Origin of the sequence: Lentzea sp. NPDC006480 (assembly GCF_040611995.1) — a bacterium.
GTDB lineage: Bacteria > Actinomycetota > Actinomycetes > Mycobacteriales > Pseudonocardiaceae > Lentzea.
On record NZ_JBEXPJ010000186.1, the window covers coordinates 1 to 16869 of the forward strand.

General features: G+C 68.4%; 15 protein-coding genes and 3 pseudogenes. 8 read left to right on the forward strand and 10 right to left on the reverse strand.

The window, feature by feature from the left end; genetic code table 11:
- The 5 genes and pseudogenes from ABZX92_RS39840 to ABZX92_RS39860 form a co-directional block, all read right to left on the reverse strand.
- Nucleotides 1–198 (reverse strand): annotated as a pseudogene (locus ABZX92_RS39840) (hypothetical protein); the annotation flags it as partial.
- Nucleotides 199–211: 13 nt separating this feature from the next.
- Nucleotides 212–1186: a hypothetical protein gene (locus ABZX92_RS39845; RefSeq protein ID WP_355570661.1), complete on the reverse strand. Its 975-nt coding sequence runs from the start codon at nt 1184–1186 to the stop codon at nt 212–214.
- 43 nt (nt 1187–1229) lie between these two features.
- Complete coding sequence (locus tag ABZX92_RS39850; RefSeq protein WP_355570662.1) at nt 1230–2534, reverse strand: MFS transporter; 1305 nt, start codon at nt 2532–2534, stop codon at nt 1230–1232.
- A gap of 179 nt (nt 2535–2713) precedes the next feature.
- Nucleotides 2714–3859, reverse strand: a complete 1146-nt coding sequence (locus ABZX92_RS39855; RefSeq protein ID WP_355570663.1) for a histidine kinase — start codon at nt 3857–3859, stop codon at nt 2714–2716.
- A 66-nt stretch (nt 3860–3925) separates the two neighbouring features.
- Complete coding sequence (locus ABZX92_RS39860; RefSeq protein WP_355570664.1) at nt 3926–4915, reverse strand: ABC transporter substrate-binding protein; 990 nt, start codon at nt 4913–4915, stop codon at nt 3926–3928.
- A gap of 79 nt (nt 4916–4994) precedes the next feature.
- Here ABZX92_RS39860 and ABZX92_RS39865 point away from each other — a divergent pair, with 79 nt between their 5' ends.
- The 8 genes and pseudogenes from ABZX92_RS39865 to ABZX92_RS39900 all read left to right on the forward strand — a co-directional run bounded on the left by ABZX92_RS39865 (nt 4995) and on the right by ABZX92_RS39900 (nt 13271).
- Nucleotides 4995–5342, forward strand: coding sequence for a hypothetical protein (locus tag ABZX92_RS39865; protein WP_355570665.1), 348 nt, complete (start codon nt 4995–4997; stop codon nt 5340–5342).
- Nucleotides 5343–5441: 99 nt separating this feature from the next.
- Nucleotides 5442–6509: a PLP-dependent cysteine synthase family protein gene (locus ABZX92_RS39870; RefSeq protein WP_355570666.1), complete on the forward strand. Its 1068-nt coding sequence runs from the start codon at nt 5442–5444 to the stop codon at nt 6507–6509.
- A complete protein-coding gene (locus tag ABZX92_RS39875; protein WP_355570667.1) occupies nt 6506–7690 on the forward strand; it encodes an MFS transporter in 1185 nt (394 codons plus the stop codon). The genes ABZX92_RS39870 and ABZX92_RS39875 overlap by 4 nt, the downstream gene beginning before the upstream one ends.
- Nucleotides 7691–7720: 30 nt before the next feature.
- Nucleotides 7721–8038 (forward strand): hypothetical protein, encoded by a 318-nt coding sequence (locus ABZX92_RS39880; RefSeq protein WP_355570668.1) that lies wholly within the window; start codon nt 7721–7723, stop codon nt 8036–8038.
- Nucleotides 8039–8396: 358 nt separating this feature from the next.
- Nucleotides 8397–9368: an NlpC/P60 family protein gene (locus ABZX92_RS39885; RefSeq protein WP_355570669.1), complete on the forward strand. Its 972-nt coding sequence runs from the start codon at nt 8397–8399 to the stop codon at nt 9366–9368.
- A gap of 264 nt (nt 9369–9632) precedes the next feature.
- Nucleotides 9633–10577, forward strand: a complete 945-nt coding sequence (locus ABZX92_RS39890) for an NlpC/P60 family protein (protein WP_355570670.1) — start codon at nt 9633–9635, stop codon at nt 10575–10577.
- 39 nt (nt 10578–10616) lie between these two features.
- Nucleotides 10617–11396: pseudogene (locus ABZX92_RS39895) on the forward strand (DUF2252 family protein); the annotation flags it as partial.
- Nucleotides 11397–11447: 51 nt separating this feature from the next.
- Entirely contained in the window at nt 11448–13271 is a 1824-nt protein-coding gene (locus tag ABZX92_RS39900) for a glycoside hydrolase family 15 protein (protein WP_355570671.1), read from the forward strand.
- A 7-nt stretch (nt 13272–13278) separates the two neighbouring features.
- On the opposite strand, the pseudogene ABZX92_RS39905 reads toward ABZX92_RS39900, so the two are convergent.
- From ABZX92_RS39905 to ABZX92_RS39925, 5 genes and pseudogenes are all read right to left on the reverse strand, one after another.
- Nucleotides 13279–13941 (reverse strand): annotated as a pseudogene (locus tag ABZX92_RS39905) (DUF4389 domain-containing protein); the annotation flags it as partial.
- 166 nt (nt 13942–14107) lie between these two features.
- Nucleotides 14108–15169 carry an acyl-CoA desaturase gene (locus ABZX92_RS39910; RefSeq protein ID WP_355570672.1) on the reverse strand — a complete coding sequence of 354 codons (1062 nt, stop codon included), beginning with the start codon at nt 15167–15169 and terminating at the stop codon, nt 14108–14110.
- 420 nt (nt 15170–15589) lie between these two features.
- Complete coding sequence (locus tag ABZX92_RS39915) at nt 15590–15853, reverse strand: hypothetical protein (protein WP_355570673.1); 264 nt, start codon at nt 15851–15853, stop codon at nt 15590–15592.
- A gap of 22 nt (nt 15854–15875) precedes the next feature.
- A complete protein-coding gene (locus ABZX92_RS39920; protein WP_355570674.1) occupies nt 15876–16622 on the reverse strand; it encodes a GAF and ANTAR domain-containing protein in 747 nt (248 codons plus the stop codon).
- A partial coding sequence (locus ABZX92_RS39925) for an ANTAR domain-containing protein (protein ID WP_355570675.1) occupies nt 16619–16869 on the reverse strand: 251 nt, incomplete at its 5' end. The genes ABZX92_RS39920 and ABZX92_RS39925, both read right to left, overlap by 4 nt.

Here is a 16869-nt window from a genome sequence, read left to right on the forward strand (position 1 = left end):
GTCGGCTCCGGGCCGTCCTTCAGACCGGTCTCCTGGTCGACCATCGGCACGGCACACCGCACGCAGTCCTTGGCAGAGGTGGTCGCGTTCGGTCTCGTCGAGGTGCACGGCGGGCTTGCCGTCAGGATTGCCGAGGACGTACCAGTGGATCTGGTTTCCGTCGCCGACGTCGAGCATCCCCTGGTCAAAAGGCTCCATGAGGCCAGGGTATCTAGATCTTGACGAGCTTCCAGTTGATTCCGGCGTCCTCGGTCCGGTACACCTCGGCGAACTCCTGACCGGGCCCGCCGCGCACCAAGGTGGCGTGCTTGGCGTCCGAGAACGCCAGGTCCTCGAACGGCGGCCCGCCCAGCGTGAGCAGCGTGTCCCACTTCTCGCCGGGACCGCGGTGCACGAACGACCAGTCCCGCCCGGTCGCGGCCACGAGCGCCGCCTCGGGTGAGATCGCGAAGCCCGTCGTGATGCCCTCGCGCGGCGGCGTGCTGATCGTCTTGAACGGCCCGCCCTCGGACTTGCGCAGCTCCTTCGTCATGTTCCCGAAGCCGGGATCGAAGCTGCACAGGGCATACCGGTCGGTGCCGGCCTCGCCGAGCCGCGTCGCCGCGAAGATGTCGCACGGCGCGGCCTCTTCGAGCCAGCCCGCCGGAGACTGCGTCCAGTACCGGTTCTCCACGCCGAACGTGGACAACGAGACCTGGCCGTCAGCGATCTCGCCGAACGCCCGGCCCTTGACCTCGACGCCCGGCACCGGCTGCCACGAACCGAACCACAGCTCGCGGTGGAACAGCCTGCTGGACGTGCCGTCGTAGATCACCGCGAGGAACCCGTTGTGGTCGAAGCCAAGGGCCCCAACAGTTCCCTTCATCCCCAGCGGCTCCCAGCGGGTGCCGCCGTTGCTGGTGACGAACAGCTGCTCGCCATCGGTCACCATGCCCGCGGCGTCGTTCGCGAACAACACCCGCAGGCGATCGGTCTCCGGGATCGACAGAGCCGGTGTCCTCACCCGGTTCCACGTCGCGCCGCCGTCGAGCGTGCGGACGAGCTGCGGGCATTTCGCGGTCTGGCACAGGGTGTCGACCCCGAGCACCCAACCGCGGTCAGCGGACACCCACGACGTCGAGGCAGGCACAACCCCGGTGTCAGCCTGCGCGACGGACGCGGTCGTTCCAGCTAGTAAAAGTGACATGGCAAGGACAGCGACGCGCTTCCCCCACATACGCCTTCTCCCCTCAAGAGGCTGATTCCCACTCAACACCTCTTCCCCGTGAAGCGGCAACCACCCATCCCGCCGTGAGCACTCCAGCGCCGCCGCTGAGCATGAACGTCAGCTCCGGCCCCACGGCGTCCAGCAGCAGACCACCGCCGATGTACGAAACTGCCGCCGCCACACCGATCCCGCCGTAGAAGTTGCCGAACACCCTGCCCGTCCGGTCAGGTGGCGTGAGGCGCTGGATCAACGTGCTGTGCGCGACGTCCATCGCCGCGATTCCCAGTCCCCTGATCGTTTGCAGCGCGAACGCCGACGCCACGCCCCACGCGAGCCCGGTGAACAGGTTGCCGGCACTGCTGAGGACGAATCCGGTGACCAGCAACGCGATCATGCTCAGCTTCGGCGTCCTGGCCAGCAGCGCGAAACCGGCCAGCAGACCAATGCCCACCGCGCCCAGGATGATGCCCGCGGAGCTGTCGGACGCGCGGAAGACGTCCTTGGTCAGCTGCAGCACCGCGACATCATCGATCGCCGTGCACGCCACCACCCCGCAGAAACCGAGGAAGACGATCCGCAACGGCCGGTTGCGCCAGATCTCCCCCAGTCCCTGCCTGGCATCGGCGAACACGGACTGGCCGGGCTCGGACGACACCATCAGCCTCGGTAGCCGCAGCAACAACAACGCGGACACACCGAACGAAACGGCGTCCACGAGCAGCACGCCGCGTGTGTCCATGAACGTCAGCAGAGCGGCGGCGAGGAACGGCCCGATCACGTCGGCGCTGTTGGAGCCGAGGCCGAGCGCGGTGTTCGCCTGGCCGAGGTCCTTCTCGGCGACCAGGCTCGGCACGGCCGCCCGCGAGGCGGGGATGAAGATCTGACCGAGCACGGCCCGGAGACCGACCAGCGCGAGCAGGATCGGCAACGGCGGCAACGTGAACGCGATGACCGCCAGCAGGATCCCTTGCGCAGCTTCGCACGCGATCATGACGCTGCGCCGGTCGAACCTGTCGCTGATGACCCCTGTCAGCGGACTGAGCAGTGACGGCGCGAAGTCGCCCACCAGCAGCAGCGCCGCCACGGCGATTGCTTTGCCCAGCACCGACTGCACGTGCAGCATCAGCGTGACCAGACTGAGCGCGTCCCCCACGACAGAAACGACCCGCGCGGTGCTGAGCACGCGCAACGGGCCGTTCTCTCGCAGCAGCGTCAGCACGCGACTCATGATGTCCTTCGGTTTCCGCGCGCGCCACGACGTTTTCACGCCGAAGAGGGGTTCGTCCGCGGGAAGCTGGTCCAGCGCGCGGTCCGCCTCATCCAGCACGGAGTCGGCACCGTGAGAACACCGTCCACCAGATCGCCGAACGCGTCACCGATCGGGTCCGACTCGACCTTCGGCGACTCAGGCTGCACGGGCGGCTGAATTCACTGACGAGAACAACCTGCCGCTGATATCGCCATTCGACATACCGCATGGCACGAGCAGCCCGACCTCGTTCTCGCTCAGCGCGCCTCCACGGGCAGCTCCGCCGTCACCCGGAACCCGCCGTCGGAGGGCCCCGCCCGCACAACTCCCCCGTACATGCCCACTCGTTCCCGCATGCCGACGAGCCCATGTCCGCTTCGGACCGCGTCCGGCACCACCGACGGCGCCTCGTTGAACACGTCGATCACCACCCGGTCGGGCAGGCAGCGCAACAGCACCGAGGTGCGGACCTGACCGGCGTGCTTGAGCACGTTGGTCAACGCCTCCTGCACGATCCGGTACGCGACCAGCGCCTGCCCGGCAGCCAGCTCCGGCGGGTCTCCCTCACAGACCACGTCCAGGTCCAAACCGGACTCCCGTGCCCGTTGCACCAGTCCGGGAATGTGGTCCAGGCCGGGCTGCGGGCCGCCGTCGCCGTCGTGTTCGGACGAGCGCAGCACGCCCAGCACCGTGCGCATCTCGGCCAGCGACTCTCGTGACGTCCTCTCGATGACCGCGACCGACTCGGCAGCCTGATCCACATCTGAGGGCAGGAGCATCCGGGCGACGCCCGCGCGCACCGCGATCAGACTCAGCCCGTGCGCGACGATGTCGTGCATCTCGCGCGCGATCCTGTTGCGCTCCACCGCGACCGCTTCCTCGGCAAGGCGGCGGTGGGCCTCGTCGAGCAGGCTCAGAGCGTGTTCCAGCTGTGCGGTCCGGCGTCTGTTGTGCCGTACGACCTGTCCCAGTGAGGCGGCGATCACGACGATCATCAGCACCTCGAGCACCGAGCGCACGACAAATTCGTTGATCTCCTCCAGCCGCGGCGGCCGCACCAGGGTGCCTGCCGCCATCACCAGCACCACCAGCACGCCCGCTCCCCACGGGCGAAGGACGGCCGACGCCGAATACACCCCGACCAGGATCGAGGCCATCGCGACGGAGGCGTCGTGCGCGGCCAGGTCCGACACGGCAGCGAGTGTGAGGATGAACGTGATGACCAGGAGCGGGTAACGCCTGCGCAGCATGAGCGAGCACGCGGTGAGCACCACCACGGCAGCGCCCAGGTCGAACGAGTGCGGGTGCAGCCCGAACTCGAGCCACGACTGGAACGCCAGCACCACCGCGGCCAGCAGGCCGTCGGCGAGCAGCGGCCGGGCGGCCAGGCGTGCCGAGATCACTCACACGATTGTTCGGCAGCCAGGCCCGCCCGACCGTCTCAACAGGACCGAATCACCCGAAAATGACTACTTCAGGACGGCGTCCAGCTGGTCCGCCAGCTTGTTCATGATCTTGGCGTACGAGGCGTGGCTGAGCGGGGCGACCGCGTTCCACTCCACGAGCCGGTTGGCCTGCACGGCGGGCAGCGCCTGGAAGACCGGGTGGCCCTCCTTCATCTTCTCCGGGTTGAGGACGTGCTGGCGGGTGTCCCACATGATCACGTGCTCTTTGTAGGTGCCGGAGTTCTCCCACGACAGCGACTGGAAGTACCCGCCGCCCTCCGTGTCGGGCGTGGTCGGCGTGAGCAGCGGCAGCCCGAGTTCCTTCTGGTACCAGTCGAGATCCGGGTTGCGGGCGGGCACGGCGACGTAGAAGAGCTTCGGGTCCGCGCCGACGACCTGGATCTTCTGGCCGGCGTCCGTCATCTTCCTGCCGACGGCCCTGAGCCGGTCCGCGGCCTTGGTGAAGTCGGCCTCGTCGGCCTTCACCTTCGCCGAGTCGACGTCCGCGCCGAGGGATTTCGCGAGCTCGCGGAAGCGCTTGATCCCGTCCGGCAGCTGGATCTTCGACTGCCCGATGCCGACGGTCGGAGCGACCTTGAGCACCTTCTCCTCGAACTCGGCGGTGAGGTGCCAGAGCCCGGTGACCTCCGGGTAGTAGCCCGCGACGACCAGGTCGGCGTTCAGCGCGGCGAACTTCTCGAAGTCGATCTCGCCGTAGCCAGGGCCGGTGATGTCGGTGACCTGGCTCGGGTCGATGCTGCCGGCCTCCGGGTCGGTGCTGCCGTCCGGGCGCTTCAGCGGACCGAACGTGCCGACGACGTTGATCCCGTAGTCCTTGAGCGCACCGGCCGCGGACACCTGTGCGACGACGCGCTCCGGCCGCTTCGGCGCGGTGACCTCCTTGCCGCGGTCGTCCTTGAACGACCACTGGCCACCCGACTGCTCCGTCGGGGCGTTCCCACCGCACCCGGCCACCAGGCCGAGCAGCAGAACCGCGGCGACTGTCCTGCGCACCTGTCCACCTCCTGAGATTAGGCTTACCTAACCTATCAAGAGCCTTTACAAGATCCGTCACACCGGTAGGTTGGTCACCGTGCGGAATCACCTGACGACAGGGCGTCGATTCGCCGTCGTCGTCGCACTGATGCTCATCGCGGTGTTCGTGCTCACCCCGGTGTGTCCGCCGGAGCCCGCCCACCACGGCGCGTTCACGCCCGGCATCTCCGGGGAGTTCTGTCACCACGGCGACACCCACCACCTGTCCGCCGCGGCACCCGCCCAGGCCGCCGTTCAGGCCGGCGCCGCCTCTCTCGCCCTGCCGGACCTCGACTTCGCGGTCGTCTCGCGTCCCGCTGCCACCGCGGAGTCCTGTCCGTGGCGCGCCGAGCACTCCCGCTCGGGGCGCACATTGCTGCTCGACCTCGGCATCTCCCGAACTTAGGCCGCCGCCTTTCGCGCGAAACGACAGGACTTCTCGTGGTCCTGTCGCGTTGTCGCGCACTCCCGAACCGGCCTGTCACCACGTCTTCCGAGGGACCCCATGTCTGTTCCCGTGCTGGACCGCAACACGCCCGCGGGCATCGTCGGCAACACGCCCGTGCTGTGGATCGACGAGCTCTCCCGTGCCTCTTCCACCGGCTTCTGGGCGAAGCTGGAATCCGCCAACCCCGGCGGTGGCATGAAGGACCGCGCCGCCCTGCACATGATCGGCCGCGCGCTGGCACGCGGTGATCTTCGCCGGGACGGCCACATCGTCGAGTCGACCAGCGGCACTCTGGGCCTCGGGCTGGCGCTCGCCGGGGTCGTCCACGGCATTCCGGTGACCCTGGTGACCGATCCCGGTCTCGAACCGATCATCCGGCGAATGCTGCGGGCGTACGGCGCTGTCGTGGATGTGGTCGAGAGTCCGCATCCGACCGGTGGCTGGCAGGAGGCGCGGCGGTCTCGGGTGGCCGAGCTGCTGTCGTCGTTGCCCGGTGCCTACTGCCCCGACCAGTACCACAACCCGGACAACGTGGCCGGGTACGCGCCTCTCGCTCACGAGCTGGCCGCACAGCTCGGCCACGTCGACGTGCTGGTGTGCGCGGTGGGCACCGGTGGTCACTCGGCCGGGGTGGCTTCGGTGCTGCGGCAGCACTTTCCGTCGTTGCGGCTGGTCGGGGTCGACGCCATCGGGTCGACGATCTTCGGCCAGCCGGCGCGGACCCGGCTCATGCGCGGGCTCGGGTCGAGCATCTTCCCGCGCAACGTCGACTACCCGGCCTTCTCACAGGTGCACTGGGTGAATCCCGGCGAGGCCGTGTGGGCGTGCCGGGCGCTGGCTTCACGGCACTACGCGAGCGGTGGCTGGAGCGTCGGAGCCGTGGCGTTGGTGGCGTCCTGGTTAGCTCGTACTTCTCCTGCCGGGACTCGGATCGCGGCTGTGTTCCCCGACGGGCCGCAGCGGTACTTCGACACGGTGTTCAGCGACGAGTACTGCGCTGCCCACGGCTTGCTGGACGTGGTGCCCGCCGCGGATCCGCTGGAGATCTCTTCCTTGGGAGAGCGGGAAGTGTTGTCGTGGACGATGTGCCGGTCCGTTGTGGACCCGTTGGCGGTGACGGCGTGATCACGCAGTTCCGCTCGTTCGACCGAAGCGTGCAGTTGTTGCTGCTCAACCAGTTCAGCATCAACGTCGGCTTCTACATGTTGATGCCGTACCTCGCGTCGCATCTGTCCGTGACGCTCGCCTTGGCGGGGTGGGCCGTCGGGCTTGTCCTGGGAGTGCGGAACTTCGCGCAGCAGGGCATGTTCCTGATCGGCGGTACCTTGGCGGATCGCTTGGGGTACAAGCCGTTGATCGTCGCCGGGTGTGCACTTCGGACTGGCGGGTTCGCGCTGCTCGGGCTCGTGGACGGGTTGCCGGCGCTCGTGATCGCTTCTGCCGCAACCGGGTTCGCCGGGGCGTTGTTCAACCCGGCCGTGCGCGCGTACGTGGCAGCTGATGCCGGGCCTCGGCGCGTGGAGGCGTTCGCGTTGTTCAACGTCTTCTACCAGACCGGAATCCTGGTGGGGCCGTTGATCGGGCTCGCACTGACCGCGGTGGACTTCCGGCTGACGTGTCTGGTGGCGGCCGGGGTGTTCCTGGTGCTGACCGTGTTGCAGTGGCGGTCGCTGCCCGCGCGTGCTGGTCAGGCTTCCGGGAACTCGGTGCTCGCGGACTGGCGGGTGGTGGCCGGGAACCGGCGGTTCGTGCTGTTCGCGCTGGCGATGACCGGGTCGTACGTGCTGTCGTTCCAGGTCTACCTGGCGCTGCCGCTGGCTTCGGGCTCGACGGTGCTGACGGCGGTGTTGTTCGCCGTGTCCGGGGTGCTGGCGGTCGTCGGCCAGATGCGGGTCACGGCGTGGGCGCGCAGGCGGTTCGGGCCTTCCCGGTCGTTGACGCTCGGCATGGCGGTGCTCGGCCTGGCGTTCCTGCCGGCGGTTTTCGGCGGCTGGGGCGGGCTGATCCTGTGCGCCGCGCTGCTCGCCATGGGAACGATGGTGGTGTTCCCGTTCGAGATGGACAAGATCGTCTCGCTGTCCGGTGACCGGCTCGTGGCCACGCACTACGGCCTCTACAACACGGTCGTGGGCGTCGGGATCCTGCTCGGGAATCTGCTCACCGGAATTGCGTTCGACTCCGCTGCGCGCGCGGGTGTGCCATGGATGCCATGGCTCGCTCTCACGTCGTTGGGGCTCGGATGTGCGTGGGCGCTGAAGAAGCTGGCGTCGCGTGTCGATTCGGAGCTGGCTCCTTCGACGTCCTAGCAGAGGCAGGTATCGGATCGGGAGGACGCCATGATCGCCAATCTCATCGCCACGCTGGTCGAGGAAGACCTCGCCGAGGACGACGGCGTGCTGGCGCCCGACGACCGCCTGACCTGCCATGTGCACGGTCGCTGGATCCACCAGTGCGTGGCGTCTCCCGTGCATGTCAACCCGGTCACGCGACACCGCTGGTGCCGAGGCTGCGACGCCGAGCTGGGCGTGGTGGTCGACGAACTCTCCGGCGATGTCGCGATGCGCTGCCCCCGCTGTGGGTGCGGGGGCAGCGCCGCCACCAACCGGCTGATCGCCGCCTGCCGTGCCTCGATCGAGGCACGCCGAGCCGCCTGATCGCGGACCGCACGCGGGGCCCTTTCGTCCTCTCCTGCAGTACGAAAGCTCCCCGCGTACTCATTCACCGCGTCGCCCAGCGCGCGAACGGCCCCCTCGCGCGCACGCAACAAATAATTCGTCCATTGACGAACCTAAGCCTCCGTCAAAGTACGCGGGGAGCTTTCGTCCTGTAGAAGAGGACGAAAGGGCCCCGCGTACGTTCCAAGCAGGGGGTGGGCCCTTTGGGAGTGGGAGCCACGCTCGAAACAAACTGCGGTAACGGCGACGTGATCGACCTGCCCGGGAAGTGAACCCCGGCGTCCGTTCGGCCGTACGCCTCCTCAGAAGTCCGATTCCCGACTGCTGAGGAGGCCGCGTGCCCGGCCGACGTGCTGCAAGGACGACCGCTCTGGCCGCTGTGATCGCCGCGACGGTGGTGTCGATGCCCTCGGCGCACGCCCAGCCCGCCAACGACGCGCTGAAGGCCTACACCGACCTCACGCAGGAGGCCGAGAAGCTCACCCAGGACCACCTCAAGGCCCAGAGCGACCTGGCCAGGGCGAACACGATCGTGGGTGCCGCCACCGAGGCGGAGAAGAAGGCGCTGGCCGAGTCCGAGCAGTACCGCGGCCAGGTCGACGTGCTGACCACGGCGTCGTTCGAGGGCGCGCGGCTCAACAATCTTTCGGCGTTCCTGACCTCGACGTCCCAGCAGGACTTCCTGGAGCGGATGTCGGCGATGAACATGATCGCCGCCGACCAGAACGAGGCCGTGTCGCGGATGACCGCCAAGATCAACGCGGCGACCGTGGCGCGCAACGACGCCACGAAGGCCGCGGCCGCCGCGGAGAAGTTCGCCGCGGACGTCTCCACCCGCAAGACCGCGATGGACCAGCAGGTCACGGCCGCGCGGACCAAGTACCAGTCGCTCTCCGCGCCGCAGAAGCAGACGCTGGCGGCTCCCGGCCCGGTGGTGAACGTGCCGGTGCCGGCGGGTGCGGCCGGTGCGGCGCTGAGCTTCGCGCTGAGCCAGCAGGGCAAGCCGTACGTGTTCGGCTCGAACGGGCCGGGTTCGTGGGACTGCTCGTCGCTGATGCAGGCCTCGTACCGGGCCGCCGGTGTCACGATCCCCCGCGTCACCTACGACCAGGCGAAGATCGGCCGCGGCGTGACGCGCGCACAGGTCGCGCCGGGCGATCTCATCATTTACTACGCAGGTCAGTCGCATGTGGCCATGGCGGTGGACAGCGTTAACGCGGTGCACGCGTCGACCGAGGGTGTGCCGGTGAAAATCGCGAACATCGACTCGATCGGCCCCATTTCGGTGATTCGCCGGGTCGTCGGGTGACGCTTCTCTCCCACCCCGCGATAAACCGACGTAGACGACTGTGAGAGCGTGCGAGTCGGTGAACTGTTGAGGGCCCTGCGGTAGACGGACACCGGGTCGTTCCGTAACCTGTCCGAGACCTTCGGCCCAGCAGTTAACCCACTCGGGGCATACGCCAAGGTTGCCGCCTCACGCGCAGTAGTTCTCGCGAGGCGGCTGCCATGACAAAGGAGGACCCGCGACGTGCTGTCGCACCCCTCACGCCGCACCGTGCGTGGAGCACTCGTGGCGACCGCAGCGGTCGTCGCAGCAGCCCTCCCCGCGGCGCCGGCCACCGCACAGCCTTCCCCCGCGGACGCGCTCAAGAAGTACAACGAGCTGTCCGAGAAGGCCTCTCAGCTCAACCAGGACCACCTGAAGGCCAAGGACGACCTCGCGGCCAAGCAGGGTGAACTGGACAAGGCCAAGGGCGATCTCGCGAACGCCCAGAAGGCCGAGGAGTCCCTCCGCGGACACGTCGACGTCCTCACCGAGTCCACGTTCGAGGGCGCGCGCTTCAACCAGATCTCCGCGCTGCTCGTGAGCGACTCGCAGCAGGACTTCCTCAACCGCATGTCGGCCATCAACATCCTCGCGGCGGACAACGCGGAGGCGCTGAAGGCCCTGACGGACGCCGTCAACGCCGCGGACGCCGCGACGAAGACGGCCAACGACGCCACCGAGGCGTCGAAGAAGCTGCTCGGCGAGATCGAGCAGAAGAAGGCCGACCTCGACAAGCAGCTCGCCGAGGCCAAGTCGCAGTACCAGTCGCTCAGCCAGTCCGTTCGCAACCAGCTGGCGAACAACGGCGACATGTCGAACATCTCGGTGCCGCCGGGCGCCGCGGGCCAGGCCGTGTCGTTCGCGCTGGCCCAGCGTGGAGACCCCTACGTCTACGGCGCCAACGGCCCGGACGCGTGGGACTGCTCCTCCCTGATCCAGAAGGCGTACGCCTCGGCGGGTGTGACCATCGGCCGCACCAGCTACGCGCAGGCGGCCGCCGGTCGTTCGGTGAGCCGCAGCGAGGTCCAGGCCGGCGACATCCTGGTCTACTACTCGAGCCAGTCGCACGTGGCCTTGGCGATCGACGGCATCCGCGCCGTGCACGCGTCGACCGAGGGTGTGCCGGTGAAGATCGCGGACATCGACTCGATCGGCCCGATCTCGGTGATCCGCCGCATCGCGGGCTGAGCGGTCGCAGCGGCAGGTCACGGGTGCCGGGCCGCGCACGGTACCCGTGCGCGCGACAGCCTGCAGGCCTACCGCAAGCTGACCTCCGTCGTCGACGGATGCCGCCGCATCACCGCCGATCCCCCGCTGCTCGTGCCGGTCGGCCACCTGATGCCCGACGCGGACCGCGCGGACCTGGAGTTCCTGATCCAGGACCTGCTCGCCGGCTACGCCACCACCCTGTCCGCCGATCGGCGTCATCTGATGAGCGGGTTCCGGTTCGTCGACATGGCGCGCAAGGTCGTCGGGGTCGGCAGTGTCGGCACCCGGTGCTGGATCGTGCTGCTGTACGGGCGTGACGAGAACGATCCGTTGCTGCTGCAGGTGAAGGAGGCGTCGCGATCGGTTCTCGCGGACCATCTGCCCGATCCCCCGCGCGCGAACCACGGCAGCGAGGGCGAGCGGGTCGTGGCCGGACAGCGGCTGATGCAGGCCACCGGCGACATCTTCCTCGGCTGGCGGACCGCCGTGGGCATCGACGGACTCACCAGGGACTTCTACGTCCGGCAGTTGCGTGACTGGAAGGGCTCGGCCTCGGTCGAGACCATGGACGCGGCCGGCCTGCGGCTGTACGGCGCGCTGTGCGGGTGGACGCTGGCCAGAGCGCACGCGCGCACCGGTGACCGGATCGCGATGGCCGCGTATCTCGGCGACAGCAAGGCGTTCGACGTCGCGCTCGTCGAGTTCGCCGAAAGCTACGCGGATCGCAACGAGCAGGACTACCGGCTGTTGGCGCAGGCGGCGCGGTCCGGGCGCATCCAAGTCCAGAGTGGACTGTGACGAATTCCTTGCCCGCAAGCGAATTCCCTCCGAGGAGACCAAGAGGTGCCGATGACCACGCCCCCGTACGCGCCGATCGCCGATCACGGGCTGATCGGCGACCTTCAGACCACCGCGCTGGTGTCGACCGATGGCACCGTGGACTGGTTCTGCTGCCCGCGGTTCGACTCGCCGTCGATGTTCGCGTCACTGCTGGACCGCGAGCGGGGCGGGTTCTGCCGCATCCGGCCCGCCGGCTTCACCGGCGCGGGAAAGCAGCTGTACTTCCCGGACACCGCGGTGCTCATCACCCGGTTCATGACCGAGGACGGCACCGGGGAGGTCGTCGACTTCATGCCCGTGCTGCCGGACGACGACCCGGCCGACCGGCACCGGCTCGTGCGGCTGGTGCGGTGCGTCCGGGGCCGGATCACGTTCGAGCTCGACGTGGCTCCGCGCTTCGACTACGGCCGCCGCGTGCACCGGACGCATCTCACCGACGACGGAGTGGTCTTCGCGTGCGGCCGGTTCGGCGTGGTGCTGCACGCCGTGCGCGAACCGGGCGACGCCCGCCTGGTGTCCGGGCACATCACCGACGGCGGCGACCTGCGCGCGACGATCGCCATGGAGGAGGGGCAAACCCGCGGCATCGTGCTGGAGTCCGGTGTGGACGGACCGCCGCGCGCCGTCGCCGCGACCGAGGCGGAGTCGTTGTTCGAGCAGACCGTGGGCTTCTGGCACGACTGGCTGGCCCGCGGCGCCTACCGCGGCCGGTGGCGGGAAGCGGTCGACCGTTCGGCCATCACCCTGAAGCTGCTCACCTACGCACCGACCGGGGCGATCGTCGCCGCCCCGACGGCCGGACTGCCCGAACAGCTCGGTGGCGAGCGCAACTGGGACTACCGCTACACCTGGATCAGGGACGCCTCGTTCGCCGTCGGTTCGTTGCTGCGCCTGGGATTCACCGACGAGGCGGCATCATTCGGCCGTTGGCTCACCGAACGGTTCGTGGAAGGTGAGCCGCTGCGAGTGATGTACGCGGTCGACGGATCGGCCGACCTCACCGAGCACGTCCTCGACCACTGGGAGGGCCATCGGGGCTCGTCCCCCGTGCGAGTGGGCAACGACGCGGCCGGCCAGTTGCAGCTCGACATCTACGGCGAGCTGCTGGACAGCGTGTACGCCGCCCACGTGCACGGCGTGCGCGTCGGCCACCGCGGCTGGCACGCGGTCGTCGAACTGCTGGACTGGCTGGCGGAGAACTGGAACCAGCCGGAGGAGGGAATCTGGGAGACGCGGGCCGGACGCGCGGACTTCACCTACGGCCGGGTGATGAGCTGGGTCGCGTTCGACCGGGCCATCCGCATCGCCGAGAGCGAGGGCAAACCCGCGCCACTGCAACGCTGGCGCTCGCAACGCGACCGCATCTACGGCCAGGTGTGGGAGCAGGGATGGGATCACCGCACCGGAGCGTTCGTGCAGCGGTACGACTCGCAGGTCCTCGACGCGTCGCTGATGCGCATGGCACAGGTGGGGTTCCTGGCGCCGCGCGACCCGGTGTGGCTCGACGCTCTAGACGCGATGGAGTCGCTGGTCAGCGACAGCCTCGTGCGGCGCTACGACACCGAGGCGGCACCCGACGGGCTGCGCGGCTCCGAGGGCTCGTTCTCGTTGTGCACCTTCAACTACGTGACCGCGCTGACGTTGTCCGGGCAGGTCCGCAAGGCACGGCTGGTGTTCGAGAAGATGCTGACCTACGGCAACCACGTCGGGCTCTACGCCGAGGAAATCGCGGTGACCGGCGAACAGCTGGGCAACTTCCCGCAGGCGTTCACCCACCTCGCCCTCATCGACGCCGCGGTCACCCTGGACGAACAACTCACTCGTGAGGGGTGAGGCGGGCGGGCTCGTCGCCGCCGGCGTCCAGGCGGAACGGCGGATAGGTGTCGGTCATCAGCCCCGCGTAGGCGGCGACCCGCAGCGCCCACCGGTCCATGCCCAGCAGGAAGTCGAACAGTCCCTGCGGGTAGCGGCCGGTGAACAGCAGCGCGACCCCCGCGAACAACGCGATCAGGCTGATCAGGCCGCCCCCGGAGTTGTAGACGCGCTGGCCCGCCTCGTACGCGGCGTAACTGCCGCCGCCGAGGAAGAAGCCCACGATCGCGTAGTGCGGAATCGCGAGCAGCCACCACTTGACCAGGACCAGTCCGCGGGAGAGGTGTGCGGGGTAGGCGACGTCCAGCGTTGCCGGGTAGCCGGGCTCGGCTCCGAGGCTGAACGGCGGGTACCTGTCGGTGGCCAGTGCTCCGTAGGTGTAGTAGGCGACGCGCCACGTCCAGCGCAGCACTCCGACGTTGAAGTCGAACAGGCCGCGTGGATAGCGTCCGGTGAACAGGATCGAGAAGAAGGCCACCACGCTCACGGCGAAGAACGCGAGCCACAGGAACGCGAGCACCACGTAGTGCGGGATCGCCAGGAACCACTTCACCAGCCACAGCCAGCGGCTGAGTGCGGGGTCCAGCGTCGCGTGCACGCTCAGCGGATAACCCGCTGTTGCCGTCGTCATCTCGTCCTCCTGGAGGATCGGTACGCCTCGGGTGATCTCGCTCGGCGCACAGTCCTTTCAGGACAAGAAGAAGCCCCGGCGTCACCACCGTCACACCGGGGTCCAGGGCACTGGTCAGGACACTACGCCGGTGCGCGAGGAAAAGCGCCACCTCGTTCTGAAACGTTCAACTCCGGCCGGGGAGAGCGAGCCTCAGCACGCGCTTCCACACGCTGGCGGTCTGTTGCAGCAACGGCCCGGTGTTGTAGGGCAGGCCGAAGCGTTCGCAGAGTGCGCGGACTTTCGGGGCGATCTCCGCATACCGGTTGCTCGGCAGGTCCGGGAAGAGGTGGTGTTCGATCTGGTGGCTGAGGTTGCCGGTCATGATGTGGAACAGCGTGCCGCCTTCGAGGTTCGCCGAACCCGAGAGCTGGCGCAGGTACCACTCGCCGCGGGTTTCGCCGTCCAGCTGGTCCTCGGTGAAAACCACTGTGCCGTCGGGGAAGTGGCCGCAGAAGATGATCGTGTGCGTCCAGACGTTGCGGATCACGTTCGCGGTCAGGTTGGCGAGCAAGGTCGGCAGGAACGACGGGCCTGACAGCAGCGGGAACGCGACGTAGTCCTTGACCACCTGACGACCGGCCTTGCCGAGGACACCGCGCAGCTGGGTCAGCGCCTCGCGCCAGCTCTTCTCGCCGCGCAACACACGTTCGAGCTCCACGTCGTAGATCGTGATGCCCCACTCGAAGAACATCGCGAGTGCCAGGTTGTAGAACGGCTGCGCCAGGTAGACGGGATGCCACGGCTGCTCCGGGTGGATGCGCAGCGCGCTGTAACCGATGTCGCGATCCTTGCCGAGCACGTTGGTGTAGGTGTGGTGCACGAAGTTGTGCGAGTGCTTCCACGCCTCCGCCGGGGTGGCGAAGTCCCATTCCCAGGTGGCGGAGTGGATCTTGGGATCGCACATCCAGTCCCACTGACCGTGCAGGACGTTGTGGCCGATCTCCATGTTCTCGAGGATCTTGGCGGTGGCCAGCGCGGTGGTGCCCGCGAGCCACGCGGGCGGCAGGATCGAGACCAGCAACAGCGCCCGGCCGCCTGCCTCCAGGCCACGCTGGACTGCGATCACCTGCCGGATGTACCGGGCGTCGCTTTCACCGCGGGTGGCCATCACCTCGTCGCGGATCTGGTCCAGCTCGCGGCCTAACTCGTCGACGTCGCACTCGGTCAGCTGTTCGGTCGTCGTCATACCCGTCCCTCCAGATAGCCCCCTTCCGCCACCTAACCTACGCCTACGTAACCGTAGGTGCCGGTCGCGTCGGCCTATTCGCGTTCGGGCAATCGGGGCACCAGCCGCGGTGTGCGGTTGTCGCGTGAGTCAGGGCGCGACCTGGCCACGTCGAGCCGCCGGATCAGCTCGTTGCGGACCCTGCCAGTGCGGCGGGCAGGTCGCGCTCGCCGGACGTGTCGATCAGGTGCGGACGACCGGCGATGGCTGATGAGTCTTCTGACGTTTCGAGCATTCGGGTTCCAGTCCTCTGTGGAGTGTCGAGTCAGGCGGAAGAGCCGGCTCAGCCGCGCCGCGACGTCGATCGGACCGCGGCGGGCACCGCGGCGGACGCAGGTGGGACCAGAGGTCTGGAGTGGACGGTCGTGTGGCCGAGCGGATCTACCACCAGCCGTCGGTCACCGAGCATTCCGTGAAGATCTGTGGGCGGTCAGCGATCTGGTGGTCGGCGCGGGCGTACGCGGTGCCGACCGCTGTCCGGCTGGGTGCGCCGTTCTCCATCCCAGGAACCTTGCAGGCGCGCTGGTTCGGCATCGTGCCCATCACTGCCGTTCCGGTCGTCCGGCGACCGTCTCCGGGCAAGACCGAGGACAGCGCCAGTCCGGCTGCTGACGCGCGAAGTGCTCCCGGCACCGTCGAACTCACGCCGGTGCACTGTGCGGCGCCTTTACGGGCGCCGGGGCCCGCTGTCCCCCATCAGCTCGGTGATCTCCGGCGATCGCGTGATCACCTGCTGCGCGACGTCCGACAGGAGCTGGTTGCTGTTGCGGGCGTAGGTCCGCATCAGGGAGAACGCGTCCGCGACATCGATCTGCAGACGTTCGGTCAGGATGCCCTTGGCCTGCTCGATGACGATGCGGCTGTTGAGCGCGTTCTGCAGCTGTTCGGTGACCATCTCGCTGTGCCGGAGCGCCCGGACCTGCAGGATGCTGATCGTCGCCACGTTGGCGAAGGACTGGGCCAGCTCGACGGCATCCACCGGGATGGCGCCGGGCGAGGACCGGAACAGGTTCATCGCGCCGACGATCTGCTCGCGCAGTCGCATCGGCACCGCGTGAACGGCCGAGAACCCCTGTTCGCGTGCCGCGACCGTGAACCGGGGCCAGCGCTGCGGCTCCTGGCCCAGATCGGCGCACGCCACGGGCTGCCCGGTGCGGAAGCAGTCCAGGCAGGGTCCCTCCTCGTCCTGCAACTGGAACAGCTCCAGCATCCGGGCCTGTTCGGTGGACGCGGCCACGAGGTTCAGCGCACCTCGCTGGTCCGCCAGCAGGATTCCGACCGCGTCCACCTCGAGCAGCTCGACGCAGCGTTCGGTCAGGGTGTGCAGGAAGTCGATGGCGTCGAACCGCAGCACGAGCGTGTCCGCCAGCTCGACGAAGGTCTGAGTGATCCGCCGGTCCAACACGTGACTCACCTCTGTTTCTCATGGTTGGTATCCGGGGTGAATCTCAGTCTGCGCGCGACCACGTCGGCCGCTACCTCCGACAAACGCAGGCCGGTGAGGTACGCGTGCGCCCGCAACCTCAGGAACGCCTCACCGAGATCGGTGTCCAGCTGCACCGACACCATGCCGGTGGCCTGGTGCACCACGCCCCAGCGGCGCTCCGGCTCGGTACCCCACAGGTCGGCGCCGTCGAGCGCCGCCTCCTGCGGCGCGGACC